The sequence below is a fragment of the Paraburkholderia sp. MM5496-R1 genome, from assembly GCF_050436205.1.
GTDB classification, from domain to species: Bacteria; Pseudomonadota; Gammaproteobacteria; order Burkholderiales; family Burkholderiaceae; genus Paraburkholderia; species Paraburkholderia tuberum.
On sequence record NZ_JBNDLT010000002.1, the window covers coordinates 1,152,726 to 1,169,684 of the forward strand.

General features: G+C 62.1%; 10 protein-coding genes. 3 read left to right on the forward strand and 7 right to left on the reverse strand.

The window, feature by feature from the left end; genetic code table 11:
* Positions 1–110 precede the first annotated feature (110 nt).
* Complete coding sequence (locus OKW38_RS12245) at positions 111–3,539, forward strand: hybrid sensor histidine kinase/response regulator (protein WP_429361674.1); 3,429 nt, start codon at positions 111–113, stop codon at positions 3,537–3,539.
* A gap of 10 nt (positions 3,540–3,549) precedes the next feature.
* On the forward strand, positions 3,550–4,509 hold the full coding sequence (locus OKW38_RS12250; RefSeq protein ID WP_429363723.1) for a response regulator: 960 nt from the start codon (positions 3,550–3,552) through the stop codon (positions 4,507–4,509).
* Positions 4,510–4,732: 223 nt separating this feature from the next.
* Here OKW38_RS12250 and OKW38_RS12255 read toward each other — a convergent pair whose 3' ends face one another.
* On the reverse strand, positions 4,733–5,479 hold the full coding sequence (locus OKW38_RS12255) for a response regulator (RefSeq protein WP_429361676.1): 747 nt from the start codon (positions 5,477–5,479) through the stop codon (positions 4,733–4,735).
* Positions 5,480–6,210: 731 nt separating this feature from the next.
* On the opposite strand from OKW38_RS12255, the gene OKW38_RS12260 reads away from it, so the two are divergent.
* Positions 6,211–6,957, forward strand: coding sequence for a response regulator (locus OKW38_RS12260; RefSeq protein ID WP_429336223.1), 747 nt, complete (start codon positions 6,211–6,213; stop codon positions 6,955–6,957).
* Positions 6,958–7,493: 536 nt separating this feature from the next.
* Here the strand turns inward: OKW38_RS12260 and OKW38_RS12265 are convergent.
* The 6 genes from OKW38_RS12265 to OKW38_RS12290 form a co-directional block, all read right to left on the reverse strand.
* The gene (locus OKW38_RS12265; protein ID WP_184062163.1) at positions 7,494–7,745 is read right to left on the reverse strand and encodes an EF-hand domain-containing protein; all 252 of its coding nucleotides are present in this window, start codon (positions 7,743–7,745) and stop codon (positions 7,494–7,496) included.
* Between the two features lie 118 nt (positions 7,746–7,863).
* A complete protein-coding gene (locus OKW38_RS12270) occupies positions 7,864–8,310 on the reverse strand; it encodes a glycine zipper domain-containing protein (RefSeq protein ID WP_090804059.1) in 447 nt (148 codons plus the stop codon).
* Positions 8,311–8,429: 119 nt separating this feature from the next.
* The gene (locus tag OKW38_RS12275; RefSeq protein WP_429363725.1) at positions 8,430–8,891 is read right to left on the reverse strand and encodes a MipA/OmpV family protein; all 462 of its coding nucleotides are present in this window, start codon (positions 8,889–8,891) and stop codon (positions 8,430–8,432) included.
* A gap of 421 nt (positions 8,892–9,312) precedes the next feature.
* Positions 9,313–10,731, reverse strand: a complete 1,419-nt coding sequence (locus OKW38_RS12280) for an efflux transporter outer membrane subunit (protein ID WP_429361678.1) — start codon at positions 10,729–10,731, stop codon at positions 9,313–9,315.
* The gene (locus tag OKW38_RS12285) at positions 10,728–13,880 is read right to left on the reverse strand and encodes an efflux RND transporter permease subunit (protein WP_429361680.1); all 3,153 of its coding nucleotides are present in this window, start codon (positions 13,878–13,880) and stop codon (positions 10,728–10,730) included. The genes OKW38_RS12280 and OKW38_RS12285 overlap by 4 nt, the downstream gene beginning before the upstream one ends.
* Entirely contained in the window at positions 13,877–16,951 is a 3,075-nt protein-coding gene (locus tag OKW38_RS12290; protein WP_429361682.1) for an efflux RND transporter permease subunit, read from the reverse strand. The genes OKW38_RS12285 and OKW38_RS12290 overlap by 4 nt, the downstream gene beginning before the upstream one ends.
* Positions 16,952–16,959 lie beyond the last annotated feature (8 nt).

Consider the following 16,959-nt stretch of genomic DNA (forward strand, 5'->3'; position numbering starts at 1 on the left):
CAAATTGGCAACCGGAATACGTCGATTGACGTATTCCCCGCAGTCGCACTGGAATGTAATTTGCATCAGACACCGATCCGATCGTTTCCGCACCAATCCAGATCATCTCCATGCCCGAGAGTCACCCGTCAGTGGGCACGCCCAGTACCCAACGCATCGTCAAGGTGCGGCGCGACTACAATGCGTGGGTCGGCGACGAAACGCTCGAGGATTACGCGTTGCGCTTCACGCCGCGTTCGTTTCGACGCTGGTCGGAACTGCGCGTCGCCAACACGGCAATCGGCGCCGTGTCTTTTCTGGTGCTCGAAGCGATCGGCGGCAGTCTCGTCGTCAACTATGGCTTTACGAACGCGGTCTGGGCGATCGCGGTCGTATCGGTGCTCATCTGGCTCACCAGTCTGCCGATCAGCTTTTACGCCGCGCGCCATGGCGTCGACATGGATCTGCTTACGCGCGGCGCGGGTTTCGGCTATATCGGCTCGACGCTCACGTCGCTGCTCTATGCCGTCTTCACGTTTATTTTCTTCGCGCTCGAAGCGGCCATCATGTCGCTCGCGTTGCAACTCTATTTTCATATCTCGCTGGCGATCGCCTACGTACTGAGCTCGCTCGTCGTGATTCCGATCGTGATGTTCGGCATCACGCTGATCAATCGGCTGCAAAGCTGGACTCAGCCGCTGTGGCTGGTACTGTTCGCGCTGCCCTATGCGGCTGTGCTGTGGCACCATCCGGGTCTGGTGCACGAATGGACGACCTTTGCCGGCTTCGCTGCGCAAGGCCGCGCGTTCAGCGTGATCGCGTTCGGGCAGGCCTCGACCGTGGTGTTTGCATTGATCGTCCAGGTCGGCGAGCAGGTGGATTACTTGCGCTTCCTGCCGCCGCTCACTGCAAAGAACCACACGCGCTGGTGGCTCGCGCTGCTGTCGGCGGGACCAGGCTGGATCGTGCCCGGCGCCCTCAAGATGCTCGGCGGCGCATTCCTCGCCTTCGTCGCGATCCAGTATGAAGTCAGTCCGGCGCAGGCCACGCAGCCCACCCAGATGTACCTCGTCGCCTATCACCTGCTGCTCGATCCGTTTGGGCTCGCGAGCTGGGCGCTGCCCGCGATGACGCTGTTCGTGATCGTTTCGCAGTTGAAGATCAACGTGACGAATGCGTACGCGGGCTCGCTCGCGTGGTCGAATTTTTTTGCCCGTCTGACGCATAGCCATCCGGGGCGGGTGGTGTGGCTCGTGTTCAATGTGATGATCGCGCTGCTGCTCGTGGAAATGGGTGTATTCGAGGCGATCGCCAGGGTGCTGTCGCTCTACGCAAACATCGCGATCGCGTGGATCGGCGCACTGTTCGCCGATCTCGTCATCAACAAGCCGCTTGGGCTTAGCCCGCGTCATATCGAATTCAAACGCGCACACCTATACGACGTGAATCCCGTCGGCGTAGGCGCGATGCTGATCGCCGCCGCCGCCGCGATGCTCGCGCGAAGCGGCATGTTCGGCTTGCTGGCACAAGCCATGTCGTCGTTCATCGCGTTCGGCGTGGCAGTCGCCTGTGCTCCGGTGCTCGCGATCGTCACGCGCGGACGCTACTACATCGCGCGCGCCGCCCAACCCACGGGCAACGCCACTTCGCTTCGCTGCGCGATCTGCGAGAACGCGTTCGAACCGGAAGACACAGCCTTCTGCCCTGCCTACGGCGGCACGATCTGCTCGCTGTGCTGTTCGCTCGATTCGCGCTGCCACGATCGCTGCAAGCCGCACGCACGCTTCGCGTCGCAAGCCGATCGCGCGCTACATCGCGTGTTTCCCCGCGTGCGGCTCGGCCCAGCCGCGCTGCGTCTCATGCACTATGCCAGCCTCATGTGCGCGATACTCGCGGTGCTCGCGAGCGTGCTCTATCTGATCTGGTCACAGAGTGTGACCTCGCTCGCCGTCGACGGATCGTCGATCGACAGCGCGATCGGCCACAGTTTTCTGAAGATATTCTTCGCGCTTTCTCTCGTCGGCTGCATAGCGGCGTGGTGGTTCGTGCTGGAGCGCGAAAGCCGTCGCGTCACGCAGGAAGAATCGCAACGGCAAAACGAATTGCTGATGCAGGAAATCGACGCGCACCAGAAAACCGACGCCGCGCTCAAGCGCGCGACGGCCGCCGCCGAATCGGCGAATCAGGCGAAAAGCCGCTACGTGTCCGGTTTGAGCCACGAGTTGCGCACACCGCTGAACAGCATTCTCGGCTATGCACAGTTGCTTTTGCAGGCGAAAGAGGAGTTTTCGCCGACGCGCTACAGCGCCGTGCGAACGATTCACCGCAGCGGCGAACATCTGCTTGCGCTCGTCGATGGGCTGCTCGACGTCGCGCGTATCGAGGCGGGCAAGCTGGAACTGAACATCGCACGCGTGTCACTGGCGGATTTCGTCGCGCACGTCACCTCAATGCTGCGCCCGCAGGCGCTCGAGAAAGCGCTCGCTTTCGACGTGCAGACCGTAGGCCGCCTGCCCGCCACCGTGCGTACCGACCAGAAATGCATGGGTCAGATTTTGACCAACCTGATCGGCAACGCGATTCGCTTCACGTCCACGGGTACTGTGACGCTGCGTGTGAGTCACGTGCTCGACACGTTGAAGTTCGAAGTAGTCGACACCGGCCCCGGAATTCCTCCGGCCGAGATGGAGCGCCTGTTCCTGCCGTTCGAGCGAGGCGAAGCGGCGCATGCGCACGATCACGGCGCGGGACTGGGGCTCACGATTTGCCGGCTTCTCACGCAGGCACTCGGTGGCAGTCTGGAAGTGGACAGCGAGGTCGGGCGCGGCACGCGCTTCATCGTGCGACTGTTCGCGCCAGCAGTGAACAGCGCAGCCGACGCGCGCACTGAACTCGCGGCGATCCGCGGCTATACCGGGCCGAAGCGCGCGATTCTCGTCGTCGACGATCTCGCGGATCAGCGCGGCATCGTCGTGCAACTGCTGACGCCGCTCGGCTTCGACGTCGCCGAGGCGGAGAGCGGTCCCGACGCGTTGCGCTGGCTGGCGACACACAGCGTCGACGTGATCATCATGGACATCTCAATGCCGCTGATGGACGGCTACGAAGCCAGCCGGCTGATCCGCGAAAACCAGTTGTCGAACGCCCCGATCGTGCTGCTTTCGGCTAATGCATTTGCCGACGATCGGGAACGCGCGAGCGCGACCGGATGCGCCGGATATCTCGTGAAGCCGCTGCAGATCAATTTGTTGCTCGACAAGCTCGCGCAGTTACTCGTGCTCGACTGGATCGCATCCGAGCCGTCCACGTCCGCGCAAGCCACGCCGCCCGTCAGGCACGCGTCACTGGACCTCGCGTGGCCGAAAGCGGTGCTCGAGCGGCTGCGCGCACACCTCGAAGTCGGCTACCTGCAAGGCGTGATCGAACAACTCGACTCGGCGCGCGCGACATGGCCCGCGCTACAGGAGCAGATCGACGTGTTGCGCGCTTTGGCGGAACGCTTTCAGCTAAGGGAGCTTGAGCATGAACTCGACCGACTGTCTCGCGTCGCGGACGTCTGAGGCACGCGCGATGAACTCCACCGATGCGTCGCCCGAGTGGCTGCGCGACCGTCCTGTCGTGTTGATTGTCGACGACACGCCGGACAACCTCGCATTTCTCTCCGATACGCTTCAGGCGCATGGTTACGCGGTGCTGGTCGCGCTTTCGGGCGAAGATGCGCTCAAGCGCCTCGCACGCGTGACGCCCGACGTCGTGTTGCTCGACGCGATGATGCCTGGCATGGATGGCTTCGAGACCTGCAGCCACCTGAAGCAGGACGTTCGCCACGAACATCTGCCCGTGATCTTCATGACGGCATTGACGGAAAGCGAGCATGTGGTGCGCGCGTTTCGCGTCGGCGGCATCGACTATGTGACGAAACCCGTGCGTCCCGAGGAGGTTTGCGCGCGCATTGGCGCACACGTGCAGCGCTCACGTGCGCAACTCTATGCGCACGCGGCACTGTCGCTCGATGCGCGGGCGGCGCTGATCGTCGGCGCCGATGGCGCGATCCGCTGGCAGAGTCCGCAAGCGGCACGGCAAATTTCTGCCTACCGGGCCAGCCACGCCGATGACCTCGTGCAAGCGGTTGCGCACCCCATGTTGCCGCCGCTGTTGCGCGACTGGTTTGCGGACTGGCTCGGGCGCGGGAGTCCGGCCGGCGCCGTCCTCGAATTCACCGCGGGACACGTGCGGCGTTCTGCGAGCGCAACCTCCGCTCCCGATCCTGGAGAGTGGATCCTCACCCTCAAGGAGACCGATGACACTGTGCACAGCAGCGCACTCGCGGCGCGCTTCAATTTGACGGCGCGCGAGGCCGAAGTGCTGCTCTGGGTCTCTCGCGGCAAGACGAATCGCGATATCGGCGACATTCTCGGCATGGCGCCGCGCACGGTGAACAAGCACCTCGAACATCTGTTCCGTAAGCTACACGTCGAAACGCGCGCGGCTGGCGCTGCGCTTGCGATCAAGGCGCTGGACAGGGCCTGAAATAGCTGAACGGTCGCGCAAGCGATGACGGAAACTACCCTGCCTTGTTGTATTACCCGAGCAGCCGCGGCACGCTCGACGCTTCGTCGGGAGCCACACGAGTTGCGGGAGTTGCAGCGCAAGAGACCCGATGAACGCTGTAGCCACGGCGTTGCGCGCGGTGTACACGGAAAGCAGAGGAAGCGGCTTGAATGTCACTTTCGAGCGTCCAACAGGTGACGCTTTAGTTTGAGGTTGCAACGAGCATGTAGCCGAGGCCCCACACCGTGCGGATATGTCGGGGCGAGCTTGCCTCTGTCTCAATCACCTGTCGTAAGCGAAGAACTTGCACGTCAACGCTGCGGGCACTCGCCTCATATTGAGACCCACGCGCGCGCTCTATCAGATTTGCGCGGCTTACGGGACGGTTTGGCGTCTCCGCAAGCGCACACAGGAGACGCATTTCAGCCGGGCCGAGTTCGACGATGCCCGCTTCGTCCGACATCAATTCTCTACGCCGAACGTCCAGCCTGAAGGCGCCGAACCGCAAGCATTGCGACTCGCCTGCGAGCAGCATCTCGCCCCGCACGTTTTGCAGGCGCACCTGAAACTGCTGCCGACGTAACATCGCCCGAACCCGCGCTATCAGCTCGCTCGGCAGAAACGGTTTCGCGAGATAGTCGTCGGCGCCAATCTCCAAACCTACGACCTTGTCCGCGGGATCGCCACGCGCTGTTAGCATGAGGATGGGGATTGTCTCTCTCCGAGCACGCAACCGACGGCAGATGGACAGGCCGTCTTCGCCTGGCATCATGATATCGAGAATCAACAGGTCGAACGGGTAGCGCTCGATCAAAACGTCCAACTCAATGCCTGTCTTCACCGCGCGCACCGAGAAACCTTGTGCCGTCAGAAAGCGTTGCAGCATATTGCGGATTTCAACATCATCGTCAAGCACGATGATGCGACCGGTTGGCAGATCATCTGACATGTGATTAAGCAGACACCTCTAATAACGCCTGTCTTTTAGTTCCTGTTTCCGATGCTACGCGGCGAACCGCTTGGCTTTGCTACAGCCGTCACGTGCCTCGGTGGGCGGCGACAATCTCGTCGAAGCGGGCTGCGCCGGGCGGCCTGCCAGCCTGCAGTTGCGCCTGCACTGCTTACCAATCCGCTTGATGTCTGCGGCGATACGTTGCACCTCAGACAGTGCCAGTGCGGCATGCAGTTCCGTAGCGATGGTCAATACCTTCTTTAGCAAGAAAACCGACTTGCAACTCGCTCACGCCTAACGCCTTCGCGCGCATCTGCATGCCACAAGAAGTTCCGTATGGTTCGACGAACGGAATATACAAGGATTTCCGCACTGGATGTGTTGGAGAGGTATGTCAAAAGATGTCATCGATTGTGCTGGCCACAACACTGACTGGCGAAAGCCCACGACCGCCCGGCGCCGCCCGTATGTACCGGGCATGCCATCCTGACTGCTCATATTACAGCGGTCGCTCGTGGTCAGCGAGAAAGCGAGTGCACCCGTGCGTTTGCGGACAGAAAAACAGGCCCCGTCGATGACATTTCCTGACATGATTTGCTAACACCTGGCGTTATGAAATTCGCCTACATTTCTTCGATCGATCGTGTGCTGCAGCTTCTGCGATGCGCTCGCATTGCGGTTAGTCGCGGCCCCGGTCATCACTCGTTTGTGAGCGTTATTCTCTTCCTATGTCAGCTCAGATTCTTCTAATCGACGACGACGCCGAATTGTGTGATGCGACTCGCCGCTACCTGGTAAGGTGGGGTTTCGACGTGTCAGTGCTACATGACGCGCGTTCGCTCGAACACCGGCTCAAACACGAACGCCCGGACCTGATAGTGCTCGATCTTATGATGCCGGGCGTCGACGGCTTGACGGCACTACGTAGGTTGCGCGCATCAGGCGACGACATTCCAGTCTTGATGCTCACCGCCCGCGCCAACGAAGAGGACCGCATCGCTGGCCTTGAATTGGGTGCCGATGACTATCTCCGCAAACCGTTTAACCCGCGTGAGCTGGTAGCACGGATTCAGTCAGTGCTGCGGCGCCAGCGCGCCGTACCCGATGCGGGCATTCCCCAACGACGGCAACCTTACACATTCGGCGCGTTCACGCTGGACTTTCAGTCGCGCACTCTGAATAGCGGAGAGACGTCTCTTACCTTATCTGCCAGTGAGTTTGCGCTGCTGCAGATTTTCGTTAATTCTCCCATGTGCACACTCACCCGCCGGCGTCTGCTCAAGTCACTTCATGGCGCGGAATCCGAGTCCGCCGATCGCGGCATCGACGTTCAGGTCTATCGTCTGCGCCGCATCGTGGAAACTGACCCGTCGACACCACGATTCATCCAGACCGTTCGCGGGTGCGGATACATCTTCGTGCCGGACCTCGAAGAGCATGCTGCCGGCACATCGACTCACCATTCGCATAACTGAGGTCTCTGGTTGCCCTCATGCTGCTGTTGCGCCTTTCGCGGAATATGCGCTTATTGCTTCGAGCGCGACCAGTCGCCAAACTACTATACGGTAGCAGCGGCCAAGTGGTGACCACCGCGAACGCCATGGCAAGGGTAATCGAAGATAAGTCGAGCGCCGGCTCACTGACTCACTCAGATATACACGATTTTTGAGCGGCCGTTATATCCTGGTCGCTATCCGTGAACTGGACGCAGTTGCGCATCGTCCCTGCGGCGAGCTTCGGACAGGATACAAAGCGGCCGCTATGCATCCCGCCCGCCCACGGGGCGGACTCGAATAGACTCAGGTCAATAGTACGCGGGGCCGACGATCAGTGGCGGTCGAGGGACTACAACCAGTGGCCGGGCCATTATTGGACGACCCACCGGAACGACTACACAGCCGCTCCGGAGCGCGCAGCAGCCCCATCTTTCGACGTGATGAGGCGACCCGATGGGACATATTCAATACACGGTTAAACCACCCGAGGGTATTGAAGCTTGCCTTGCAAGCGCTTACTGCCGATGCTGCGCAGCGAACTGCTCGATCTGCTCAAGCGTCACGTACCCTTGATGCGTAGTATCGATCTCATCGAAATGGGCTGCGACGCGCGGCATACCTGCCTCCGCCTGTTCTTTCGTGAGCTTGCCGTCATGAGTTGCATTCGCGGCAGTAAAGCGCGCTTCCAACATCTGCTGCATGCTGCTCTGCGCGAACGCAGACGACACGGCGAACGTTGCAGCCAGAATAATGAATAAACGTTTCATCAAAGACTCCGTTAAGAAATGAATGGCGTGCACGGAATAGCCAGGGGACAAAGCTCCACCGAAGATTTCCAGCCGGCAGAATTCCAGGTCAAGCCATGCCACGACCATATGAGCGAAATCAGTACGGTGCGTAGTAGTAAGGTGGGGGGGCGCCATAGATTACGGCGCGGGGCGGCACGGGGCGTACAGGCACGACGATCGCTGCCGGACGAGGTGTTTCGATCGTATCTCCCTTTGCCGTGATGCATTGCGCGTACGCGTTGTCGTATTGCTGCTGCAACGACGCTTCGGTCTGATTGTGCTGCGCCGAGCCCGTCATGCTGCCGAGCAGCAGTCCGGCACCCGCACCGATTGCGGCGCCGGCACCGGCGTTGCCTGCCCCGGCGCCGATCAGAGCCCCGGCCGCAGCGCCTCCAGCCGTGCCGACGGCGGTAGCAGCAAGTCCGGAGGTTGCCGCCTGATGCGAGACCGCCGCCGGATTCACGACCTGCGTCGCGTAGGTGCGGCAGCTATAGTCGTCCTGCTGGAACTGGTTGAGGGTCTTGCCGTTCGCTGGGACCGCCATGACGGTAGGCGCACTCGGCGGCGTAACCGCACACCCCGCCATGCCCAACCCAACAGCGAGGCTGACAAGCAGTGGCGCGATACGAGTCGATGTCAGATTCTGGTTCATTGATAGTGCTCTCACGATGATGCGGCGCGAAGTAAGCGCTCAGAAGTGGTAAGCAGCGCCCACCGATCCAAATAGTGCCAGCGCGCGAACGCACCGAAGTCGAAGGACGTTGCGATATCTCCGATGCCGTTGAGCACCGCTGCATAGTCCTGGTTGCGGCCCAGCTGAACGCCGATCAGCGGGCCCACCGCAACACTCGGCCCCAACGGGTAGGCGACGCCGCCCGTGAGCCCCTGCACGAAGATTGCCCCGTTCAACAGCGACAGCATGGGCAACGGCAGCACACGATAGGACTTGCTGCCTTCATAGTGGGGCAATGCGGTCACGTTGATGCCCACGCTATCGTCCGGCGACGACTGCGCCAACGCTGGTGAGTAAGGCAGGCACTCAGTGGCGATGACGGCGAGCGCGCCCAGCCACCGTCGTGCGCGGCCTCGCTTGAGAACCGCGGCGACAAAGCGATAGTCATGCATGTTCAAGCCCATCTATCGATGGTTGTCCGGCGAACCGCAACGCCCACGCTGATATCAATCGCCAGGGACCCCGCAGGCGCCTTGCCGACAGCCATAGAAATTACCGCACTGGCAGCAGACACGAGAACGATTTTAAATTTCACTGCACACTCTCCATGTGATGGATTCGCCCCACTGGCGAACCCCGCATGACACAGCCGCCAATGTAGAGAACCTCTGCGCTACATGTTGTTGGAAATGTGTTGCATGTCATGTCAAGCCACGTCGCGGGGAAGCGATACCGCACGAGTGGACATAACAGGGCCTTGCACGCAGTTCGAGACACGGACTTTGAAAAACGGTCGTGGGCGCTACCGGACTCTGGACCGCGCAGATCGGCGGACGACGTCACAACGGCGCGCCCGCCATCATGGGATCGAGCCTAACTCTTCGACGACATCCAGCCGCCGCCGAGGTTCTTCACCAGCCCAACGCCGCTTTTCACCAGTGCCCCCTGCGTGTCGTTCAGGTTCTGTCTGGCCGTCAGTAGCGTCACTTGCTGAGTCAAATCGGACTGCTCGCTCGCGGTTCCGGCCGTCAGTTGCGCGGCGACGCTCTCCAGCAACTGCCGGTTGCGCTGGTAAATGTCGGCAAACGCGTGCTCCTGCTGGCGCAGATGGTTCAGCGACGACAGGCTGTCTTCCACGTTCTGGAACGCCGTGAGCACGGCTTCGCGGTAAGATGCGACGTCTTCGTCATAGGTCGCCTGCGCCTTGTGCACGGCGGCCACGCGGGCACCACCGTCAAACAGCGTGGCGGCAAGTGAGGGACCGAGCGACCACATCCGGGTCGGCAATGAGAACAGCGTCGCGAAGGTGTTGTGTTGCACGAGACCCTGTGCCCGTAGATCGAGGTCGGGAAAGAATGCGGCCTTCTCTACCCCAATAAGCGCGTTCGCAGCAGCAGCGGTGCGTTCCGCGCTGACCACGTCAGGCCGTCTTTCCAGCAACGCAGACGGCAGCACAGATGGCACCTCGGGCTCGCGAAACACATAGTCGAGCCGCGGTGCAATCGACAACGAAGCCGGCGGCACACCCGTGAGCGCCGCGATTGCGTGCTCGTCCTGCTCGCGCGAGGTCTGTGAAATTTGCAGGTTCGCGACAACCGCCTCCTGCGTGTCCTGCGCATACAGCAGATCGACTTGCGACGCGGTCCCCTGTGCCAGCGCTGCGCGCGTGATCGCGAGAATCCGCCCGTTGACCGCCTCCTGCTGCCGCAACAGGTCGATGTCGATATCGAGCTGGCGGATGTCGAAATAGTCGGTCGCCAGCGTCGCGGCAATCGACAAGCGCTCGCCGGCAAGCGTCGCATCCGCGCTCTGCGCGTTCGCCTTGCCCGACTCGATCTGCCGGCGCACGCCGCCCCACAGATCGACTTCCCAACTCGCGTAGGCCTTCGCGTATTCCGCCGTCGTGCTCGAGCTGTGCGAGGCCGACGCGTCGACACCGAGCGTCGGAAACAAGCTCGCCCGGTCTGCAGCGACGGTGGCCTGCGCGAGCCGATAGGCGGCCGCCGCGCCTGCAATCGACTGATTCGACTGCAGCGCTGCGTCGACGAGCCGGGACAGCTCGGGATCGTCGTACGCGTCCCACCACCGGGTTGAGAGCGATGCCTGCGGGTTGGGCGCCGCAAGTCGCCACTGTGTGCCCGCTTCCTTGAACTGCGTTGGAATCGCTACGGCCGGCTGGTGATAGTCCAGGCCGACCGCGCAGCCCGAAAGCCAAAGCGTGGCGCCGAGCGCACAGGCGCAGCAGCGCATGCCGACCGACACGGCCGACCGGTATCCGATGGGCGATTTCATGCGTGTTTCCTTCGGCGCCGCAACCGCTGCGACGCCCGATCGAGCCAGAGATAGATGACAGGGGTGGTATAGAGCGTGATGGCCTGGCTGAACACCAGACCGCCGATGATCGAGATACCGAGCGGCTTGCGGAATTCGGATCCGTAGCCTGACCCCAGCACGAGCGGCAGCGCGCCGAAAATTGCGGCGACCGTCGTCATCATGATCGGACGGAAACGGATCAGGCCCGCGCGCACGATCGCCTCCTCCGGCGGCAGTGCATGCTGACGCCCTTCGGCAATCGCGAAGTCGATCATCATGATCGCGTTCTTCTTCACGATGCCGATCAGCATCAGCACGCCGATCAACGCGATGATCGACAGCTCCGTGTGAGTGAGCAGCAGCGCGATCAAAGCGCCGACGCCCGCAGAAGGCAGCGTCGAGAGAATCGTCAAAGGATGAACCAGATTCTCGTACAGCATGCCGAGCACGACGTACACCGACAACAGCGCGGCGAGGATCAGCAGCGGCTCGCTCGCCATCGACTCACGAAACGCTGCTGCCGTGCCCGCGAACGCGCCGGAGATACTCGCCGGCATTCTGAGCGCAGCGACGGCCTGACTGATCTGCTGCGTCACGGGTCCGATCGATGCACCGGGGCGCAGATTGAACGATACGGTAATGGCGGGGAACGTAGCCTGGTGATTGATCGAAATGGCGCTGGGGCCGGTCGAGAACCGGGCCATCGCGGCGAGCGGCACCAGCGCTGAACCGTTCGCCTGGGCCGCGGCCGACGGCGTAGCGGCGCTTGCGCCGGTTGCCCCCCCGGCGGCGGTCGTCGACGCGCCGCTCGTGGCGAGCGTCGGGCTCGCCGGAACATGGATGTCCTTCAGTACCGAAGGACTTGTCCAGTACTCGGGTGCCACCTCCATCACGACGTGATATTGATTCGCGCTCCCGTAGATGGCCGAGACCTGCCGTTCGCCGAACGCGTCATAAAGCGCCTCGTCGATATCTTTGAAGCTCACGCCCATTCGCGCGGCGCAGTCGCGGTCGACGTCGATGCCGACCTGCATGCTCTTGTCCTGCTGGTCGGTGTTGATGTCGGCCAGCGCCGGCATCTTATGCATCTGCGCGACTAACTTCGGCACCCATTGATCGAGTGTCGCCTGGTCGTCCGCAGTAAGGGTGTACTGGTACTGCGCGGCGCTCTGTCGGCCACCGGCCGCGAGGTCCTGCAACGACTGCAGATAGAGCTGTGTCCCCGGCATATCGGCAAGCCGTCGGCGCACCTGAGCGATCACCTGATCGGCCGTCGCGCGACGCTCACCCAGGGGCTTGAGCGTGACGAACAGCAGTGCGTTGTCGAGCGCGTTCGCTCCCCCCACGAAGCCACCCACGAACGCGACGTTCGGATTCTCCTGCACCGCCTTGTTGACCATCTGGAACTGATGCTGCATCTCGTGCCAGGAGATGCTTTGCGACGCCTGCAGCGTGCCAAGCAGCAGCCCCGTGTCTTCCTCCGGGAAGAAGCCTTTCGGAACCACGGTGAACAGCCAGAGGTTCAGCACGAACACCAGCACCGTCACGCCACCCATCAATAGCGGATGCCGGATGACCCAGCGCAACGACGTGCCGTACAGGCGAGAAAATCCGCTCTCGTGATGCTCGTCGCCGTTCCCGGCTTGCTGTCCTGCGCGCAGGAAAATGCTCGTCAGCATCGGCGTGACCGTGAGCGAAATCAGCATCGACATCACGATCGCTACGGAAAGCGACACCGAGAACTCACGCAGCAGCCGGCCCATCAGGCCACCCATGAACAGCAGCGGGACGAATACCGCGATCAGCGAAACGCTGATCGAAAACACCGTGAAGCCCACTTCCTGCGCCCCTGCGAGTGCCGCCTCGATGGGCCTCTTGCCGCGCGCCAGATGCCGCATGATGTTTTCGACGACGACGATTGCATCGTCGACCACGAAACCGGTCGAAATGGTCAAGGCCATCAGCGAGAGGTTGTTCAAGCTGTAGCCAAGGACGTACATGACCCCGAACGTACCCAGCAGCGACAGCGGTACGACGATCGCCGGAATGAGCGTCGCGCGCCAGCTGCGGAAGAACGCGAACGTGACGGCCGTCACGAGCACGATGGATACAAGCAGCGTCATTTCGACGTCGAGCAGCGAGCCACGGATCGTCTTCGTACGGTCAACCGAAATCGCCAGCTTGATGGACGACGGGATCGCCGCTTCGAGCGCCGGGAGTTCGGCCTTCACGTTGTCGACGGCGTCGATCACGTTCGCGCCCGGTTCCTTATAGAGGACCAGCAACACGGCCGGCTTGCCGTTCGACAGGCCGTAGTTCTCAAGCTGCTCGACATCCTGACGTACATAGCCGAGGTCCGACACACGCACGATGTTGCCGTTGTTCTGCCTGACGATCAGCCGTCCGTAGTCGGCGGGCGAATACAGCATGTCGTTCGCGCCGATCGAATAGTTCTGCCCGCTCGCCGACATCGATCCCTTGGGCAAATCGACATTCGCATTCCCGATCGTGCTGCGGATCTGCTCCAGACTGATGCCGTAGTGGCTCACCCGATCTGGATTCAGTTCAACCCGCACCGCCGGCAGCGCGGCGCCGCCCACCACCACGTTGCCCACGCCGGTTGTCTGCATCAGCTTCTGTTGCAGCACCGTCGACGCCGCGTCGTAAAGCTGGGCTGGCGTGGCCGTGTCGGAGGTCAGACTGATCACGAGGATGGGCGAATCCGCGGGATTGACCTTGCGATACGTCGGGCTGCCGTCCATGTTGGGCGACAGGTTGGTTTTCGCCGCGTTGATCGCGGCCTGCACGTCGCGTGCCGCGCCGTCGATATTCCGGCTCAGGTCGAACTGCAACGTGATCTGCGTTTGCCCGCGCGAGCTGACCGACGTCATCTGAGCGAGGCCCGCAATATGGCCGAACTGCCGCTCGAGCGGCGTCGTGACCGAGGTGGCCACCGTCGTCGGATCGGCGCCGGGCAGTTGCCCCTGCACCAGGATCGTAGGAAAGTCGATTTCGGGCAGCGGCGCAACCGGCAGCAGCCTGAATGCCAGGATACCGAACAACGCAAGGGCGACCGCCAGCAACGTCGTCGCGATGGGCCGCCTGACGAATGGGCCAGACAGGTTCATTGCACATACTCCGATACGATCGGCTCGTCCGCGGCAAAGCGTCTTTCCAGACGATGCATCGCCAGATAGATCACCGGCGTCGAGAACAAGGTCAGCAACTGGCTGACGCATAGGCCGCCGATAATCGCGATGCCAAGTGGATGCCTCAACTCGGAGCCCATGCCGGAGCCCAACGCGAGCGGCAGCGCGCCGAACAGCGACGCCATCGTCGTCATCAGGATGGGACGGAAGCGCTGTTCAGCCGCACGCCGGATCGCAGCGTGTGCGGACAGGCCGTGGTTGCGCTGCCCGTCCAGCGCGAAGTCGATCATCATGATCGCGTTTTTCATCACGATGCCGATCAGCAGCACGATTCCGATCAGGCCCATGATGTCGAACTGGGTTCCGGTCATCAGCAGCGCCAGCAGTGCGCCAAGCGCCGCCGAAGGGAGCGTGGACAGGATCGTGACCGGATGAATGAAGCTCTCATACAGGATGCCGAGCATCAGATAGACCACGATCACGGCAGCGGCGACCAGGTACCCTTCGCTCGCCAGCGACGACTGAAAGGTCGCGGCCGATCCTTCCAGCGACACCTGGACGGACTGCGGCAACCCTATCTGCTCCTTGACCCGCTCAAGACGGGCGATCGCCGTGCCGAGGCTGTATCCGGGAGCGAGATTGAACGACACGTCCGCATACGGGAACTGGCCCTTGCGATCAATCCGCAACGGCGCGGGCATCACCTTCATCGTCGCCATCGACGCGAGCGGCGCGAGGCTGCCCGACGACGTATCGACATAGAGTCCTGAAAGCAGATGCGCAAGGTCGTCGGCGTTGTTTCTCGCGACCAGCACCACGTGGTACTGGTTCAACTGCGTGTAGATCGTCGACACCTGGCGCTGACCAAACGCGTCGTACAGCACATCGTCGATCGCCTGCGGCGTGATGCCAAGGCGCGACGCGGTATCGCGGTCGAACGTGAGTTGCACCTGATTGCCTGACTGCATCGCCTCGCTCTGCACGTCGGCAAACGCCGGATCGCCGCGCAACGCGCCAACCAGCTCGCCAGTCCAGCGAGTGAGCAGCGCCGGATCGGTCGACTGCACGCCGAGCCGGTAGCTCGTCGTCGAGACGGTGTCGTCGAGCGTCAGATCCTGCACCGGATGCAGAAACAGGCGCACGCCCGCGAGGCCTGCGGTGTCATCGGTCAGTCGGCGAATCACCTCGTCGATGCGCGCTCGCTCGCCCTTGTCCTTCAGATTGATCAACAGGGTGCCCTGATTGATCGTCGGTCTCGTCTGGTCGATGCCGACGAACGACGAGAGACTTGCGACTGCCGGATCGCGTGCGATCCGGTCGACGACCTGCTGCTGTTGGCCGATCATGCGCTGGAACGAAATGGTCGGCGCGGCCTGCACGACACCTTCGATCAGACCTGTGTCCTGCTCGGGAAAGAAGCCCTTCGGCATCAGCATCAGCACGACGAACGTCAGCGTGGCCGTCAACACCACCGATGCGATCGTCAGGCGCCGATGCGACAACACCCAGTCGAGACCGCGTATGTACCTGCTGTTGAGCCGGTCGAAAAAATCGACCCGATGCGGGTGTGGCTGCGCTTTTAACATGCGCGAGCACATCATCGGCGTAAGCGTCAGCGACACCAACGCCGACAGGACGATCGCGACCGACAGCGTCAGCGCGAACTCGCGGAACAGGCGCCCGACCACGTCGCCCATGAACAGCAACGGGATCATCACCGCAATCAGCGACACGGACAACGAGACGATCGTAAAGCCGATCTCCTTCGCACCCTTGATCGCGGCCCTCAGGGGCGTTTGCCCAGCCTCGATGTAGCGCGTAATGTTCTCGATCATTACGATCGCGTCGTCGACGACAAAGCCTGTCGCGACAGTCAGCGACATCAACGTGAGGTTATTCAGCGAAAAGCCGAGCCCGTACGCGACCGCGAGCGTGCCAACGAGCGAAAGCGGCACGGTGACTGCGGGAATCACGGTAGCCGGCACATTGCGCAGGAATACGAAGATCACCATCACGACGAGCGCCACGGCGATTGCCAGCTCCGTTTCGACGTCGGCAACCGACGCGCGGATCGTCTTCGTGCGATCCGTCAGCACGGCGACCTTCACCGATGCGGGCAAGCTCGCCCGCAGTTGCGGCAACAGCTTCTGCACGCTATCGACCACATCGATCACGTTGGCGCCCGGCTGCCGCTGGATGTTCAGCACGATAGACGGCGTGCTGTTGGTCCACGCCGCCTGTTGCAAATTCTCGGCGCTGTCGATCGACCTGGCGATCTGCGCCAGCCGAACCGGTGCGCCTTGCCGGTACGCGATGATCAGGTCGCGATAGTCCGCCGCCGATTGCAGCTGGTCGTTCGCGCCGATCGAATACGACTGGTATTTTCCGTCGAGACTGCCCTTCGCCTGGTCAACGTTGGCACTGCCGAGCGCGGTACGCACGTCGTCGATCGACATGCCGAGTGCGTTGAGCGCGGCGGTATCGGTCTGCACCCGCACGGCCGGCCGCTGACCGCCGCTGATCGTGACGAGGCCCACGCCTGAAATCTGCGAGATCTTCTGCGCAAGCCGGGTATCGGCCAGGTCCTCGATCTTCGTCAGCGGCAGCACGTCGGATGTCAGCGACAGCGTGAGCACCGGGGGGTCGGCAGGGTTGACCTTGCTGTAGACAGGCGGATACGGCAGATTAGCCGGCAGAAAGCTCGACGACGCATTGATCGCGGCCTGCACTTCCTGCTCGGCGACGTCGAGCGAGAACGACAGATCAAACTGCAACGTGATCACCGATGTGCCGTTCGAACTCGTCGAGTTCATCGCCTTCAGCCCCGACATCTGGCCGAGCTGTCTTTCGAGCGGCGAGGTGATGGACGAACTGACCACATCCGGGCTTGCGCCGGGATACTGCGTGTAGACCTGGATCGTCGGATAGTCGATTTCCGGTAGCGCCGAAACAGGCAGCAGGATGTATCCCAGCACCCCGGCCAGAAACAACGCGATCATCAACAGCGCGGTCGCAATGGGTCGCTCGATAAAGATTCGTGAAGCGTTCATCGTCGGCT

Bases quoted from the DNA above. Each gene is read 5' to 3' on its own strand.
- OKW38_RS12275 (WP_429363725.1), bottom strand. From the start codon at position 8,891: ATGCATGACTATCGCTTTGTCGCCGCGGTTCTCAAGCGAGGCCGCGCA.
- OKW38_RS12255 (WP_429361676.1), bottom strand. From the start codon at position 5,479: ATGTCAGATGATCTGCCAACCGGTCGCATCATCGTGCTTGACGATGAT.
- OKW38_RS12245 (WP_429361674.1), top strand. From the start codon at position 111: ATGCCCGAGAGTCACCCGTCAGTGGGCACGCCCAGTACCCAACGCATC.
- OKW38_RS12285 (WP_429361680.1), bottom strand. From the start codon at position 13,880: ATGAACCTGTCTGGCCCATTCGTCAGGCGGCCCATCGCGACGACGTTG.
- OKW38_RS12265 (WP_184062163.1), bottom strand. From the start codon at position 7,745: ATGAAACGTTTATTCATTATTCTGGCTGCAACGTTCGCCGTGTCGTCT.
- OKW38_RS12290 (WP_429361682.1), bottom strand. From the start codon at position 16,951: ATGAACGCTTCACGAATCTTTATCGAGCGACCCATTGCGACCGCGCTG.
- OKW38_RS12280 (WP_429361678.1), bottom strand. From the start codon at position 10,731: ATGAAATCGCCCATCGGATACCGGTCGGCCGTGTCGGTCGGCATGCGC.
- OKW38_RS12270 (WP_090804059.1), bottom strand. From the start codon at position 8,310: ATGGCGGTCCCAGCGAACGGCAAGACCCTCAACCAGTTCCAGCAGGAC.
- OKW38_RS12260 (WP_429336223.1), top strand. From the start codon at position 6,211: ATGTCAGCTCAGATTCTTCTAATCGACGACGACGCCGAATTGTGTGAT.
- OKW38_RS12250 (WP_429363723.1), top strand. From the start codon at position 3,550: ATGAACTCCACCGATGCGTCGCCCGAGTGGCTGCGCGACCGTCCTGTC.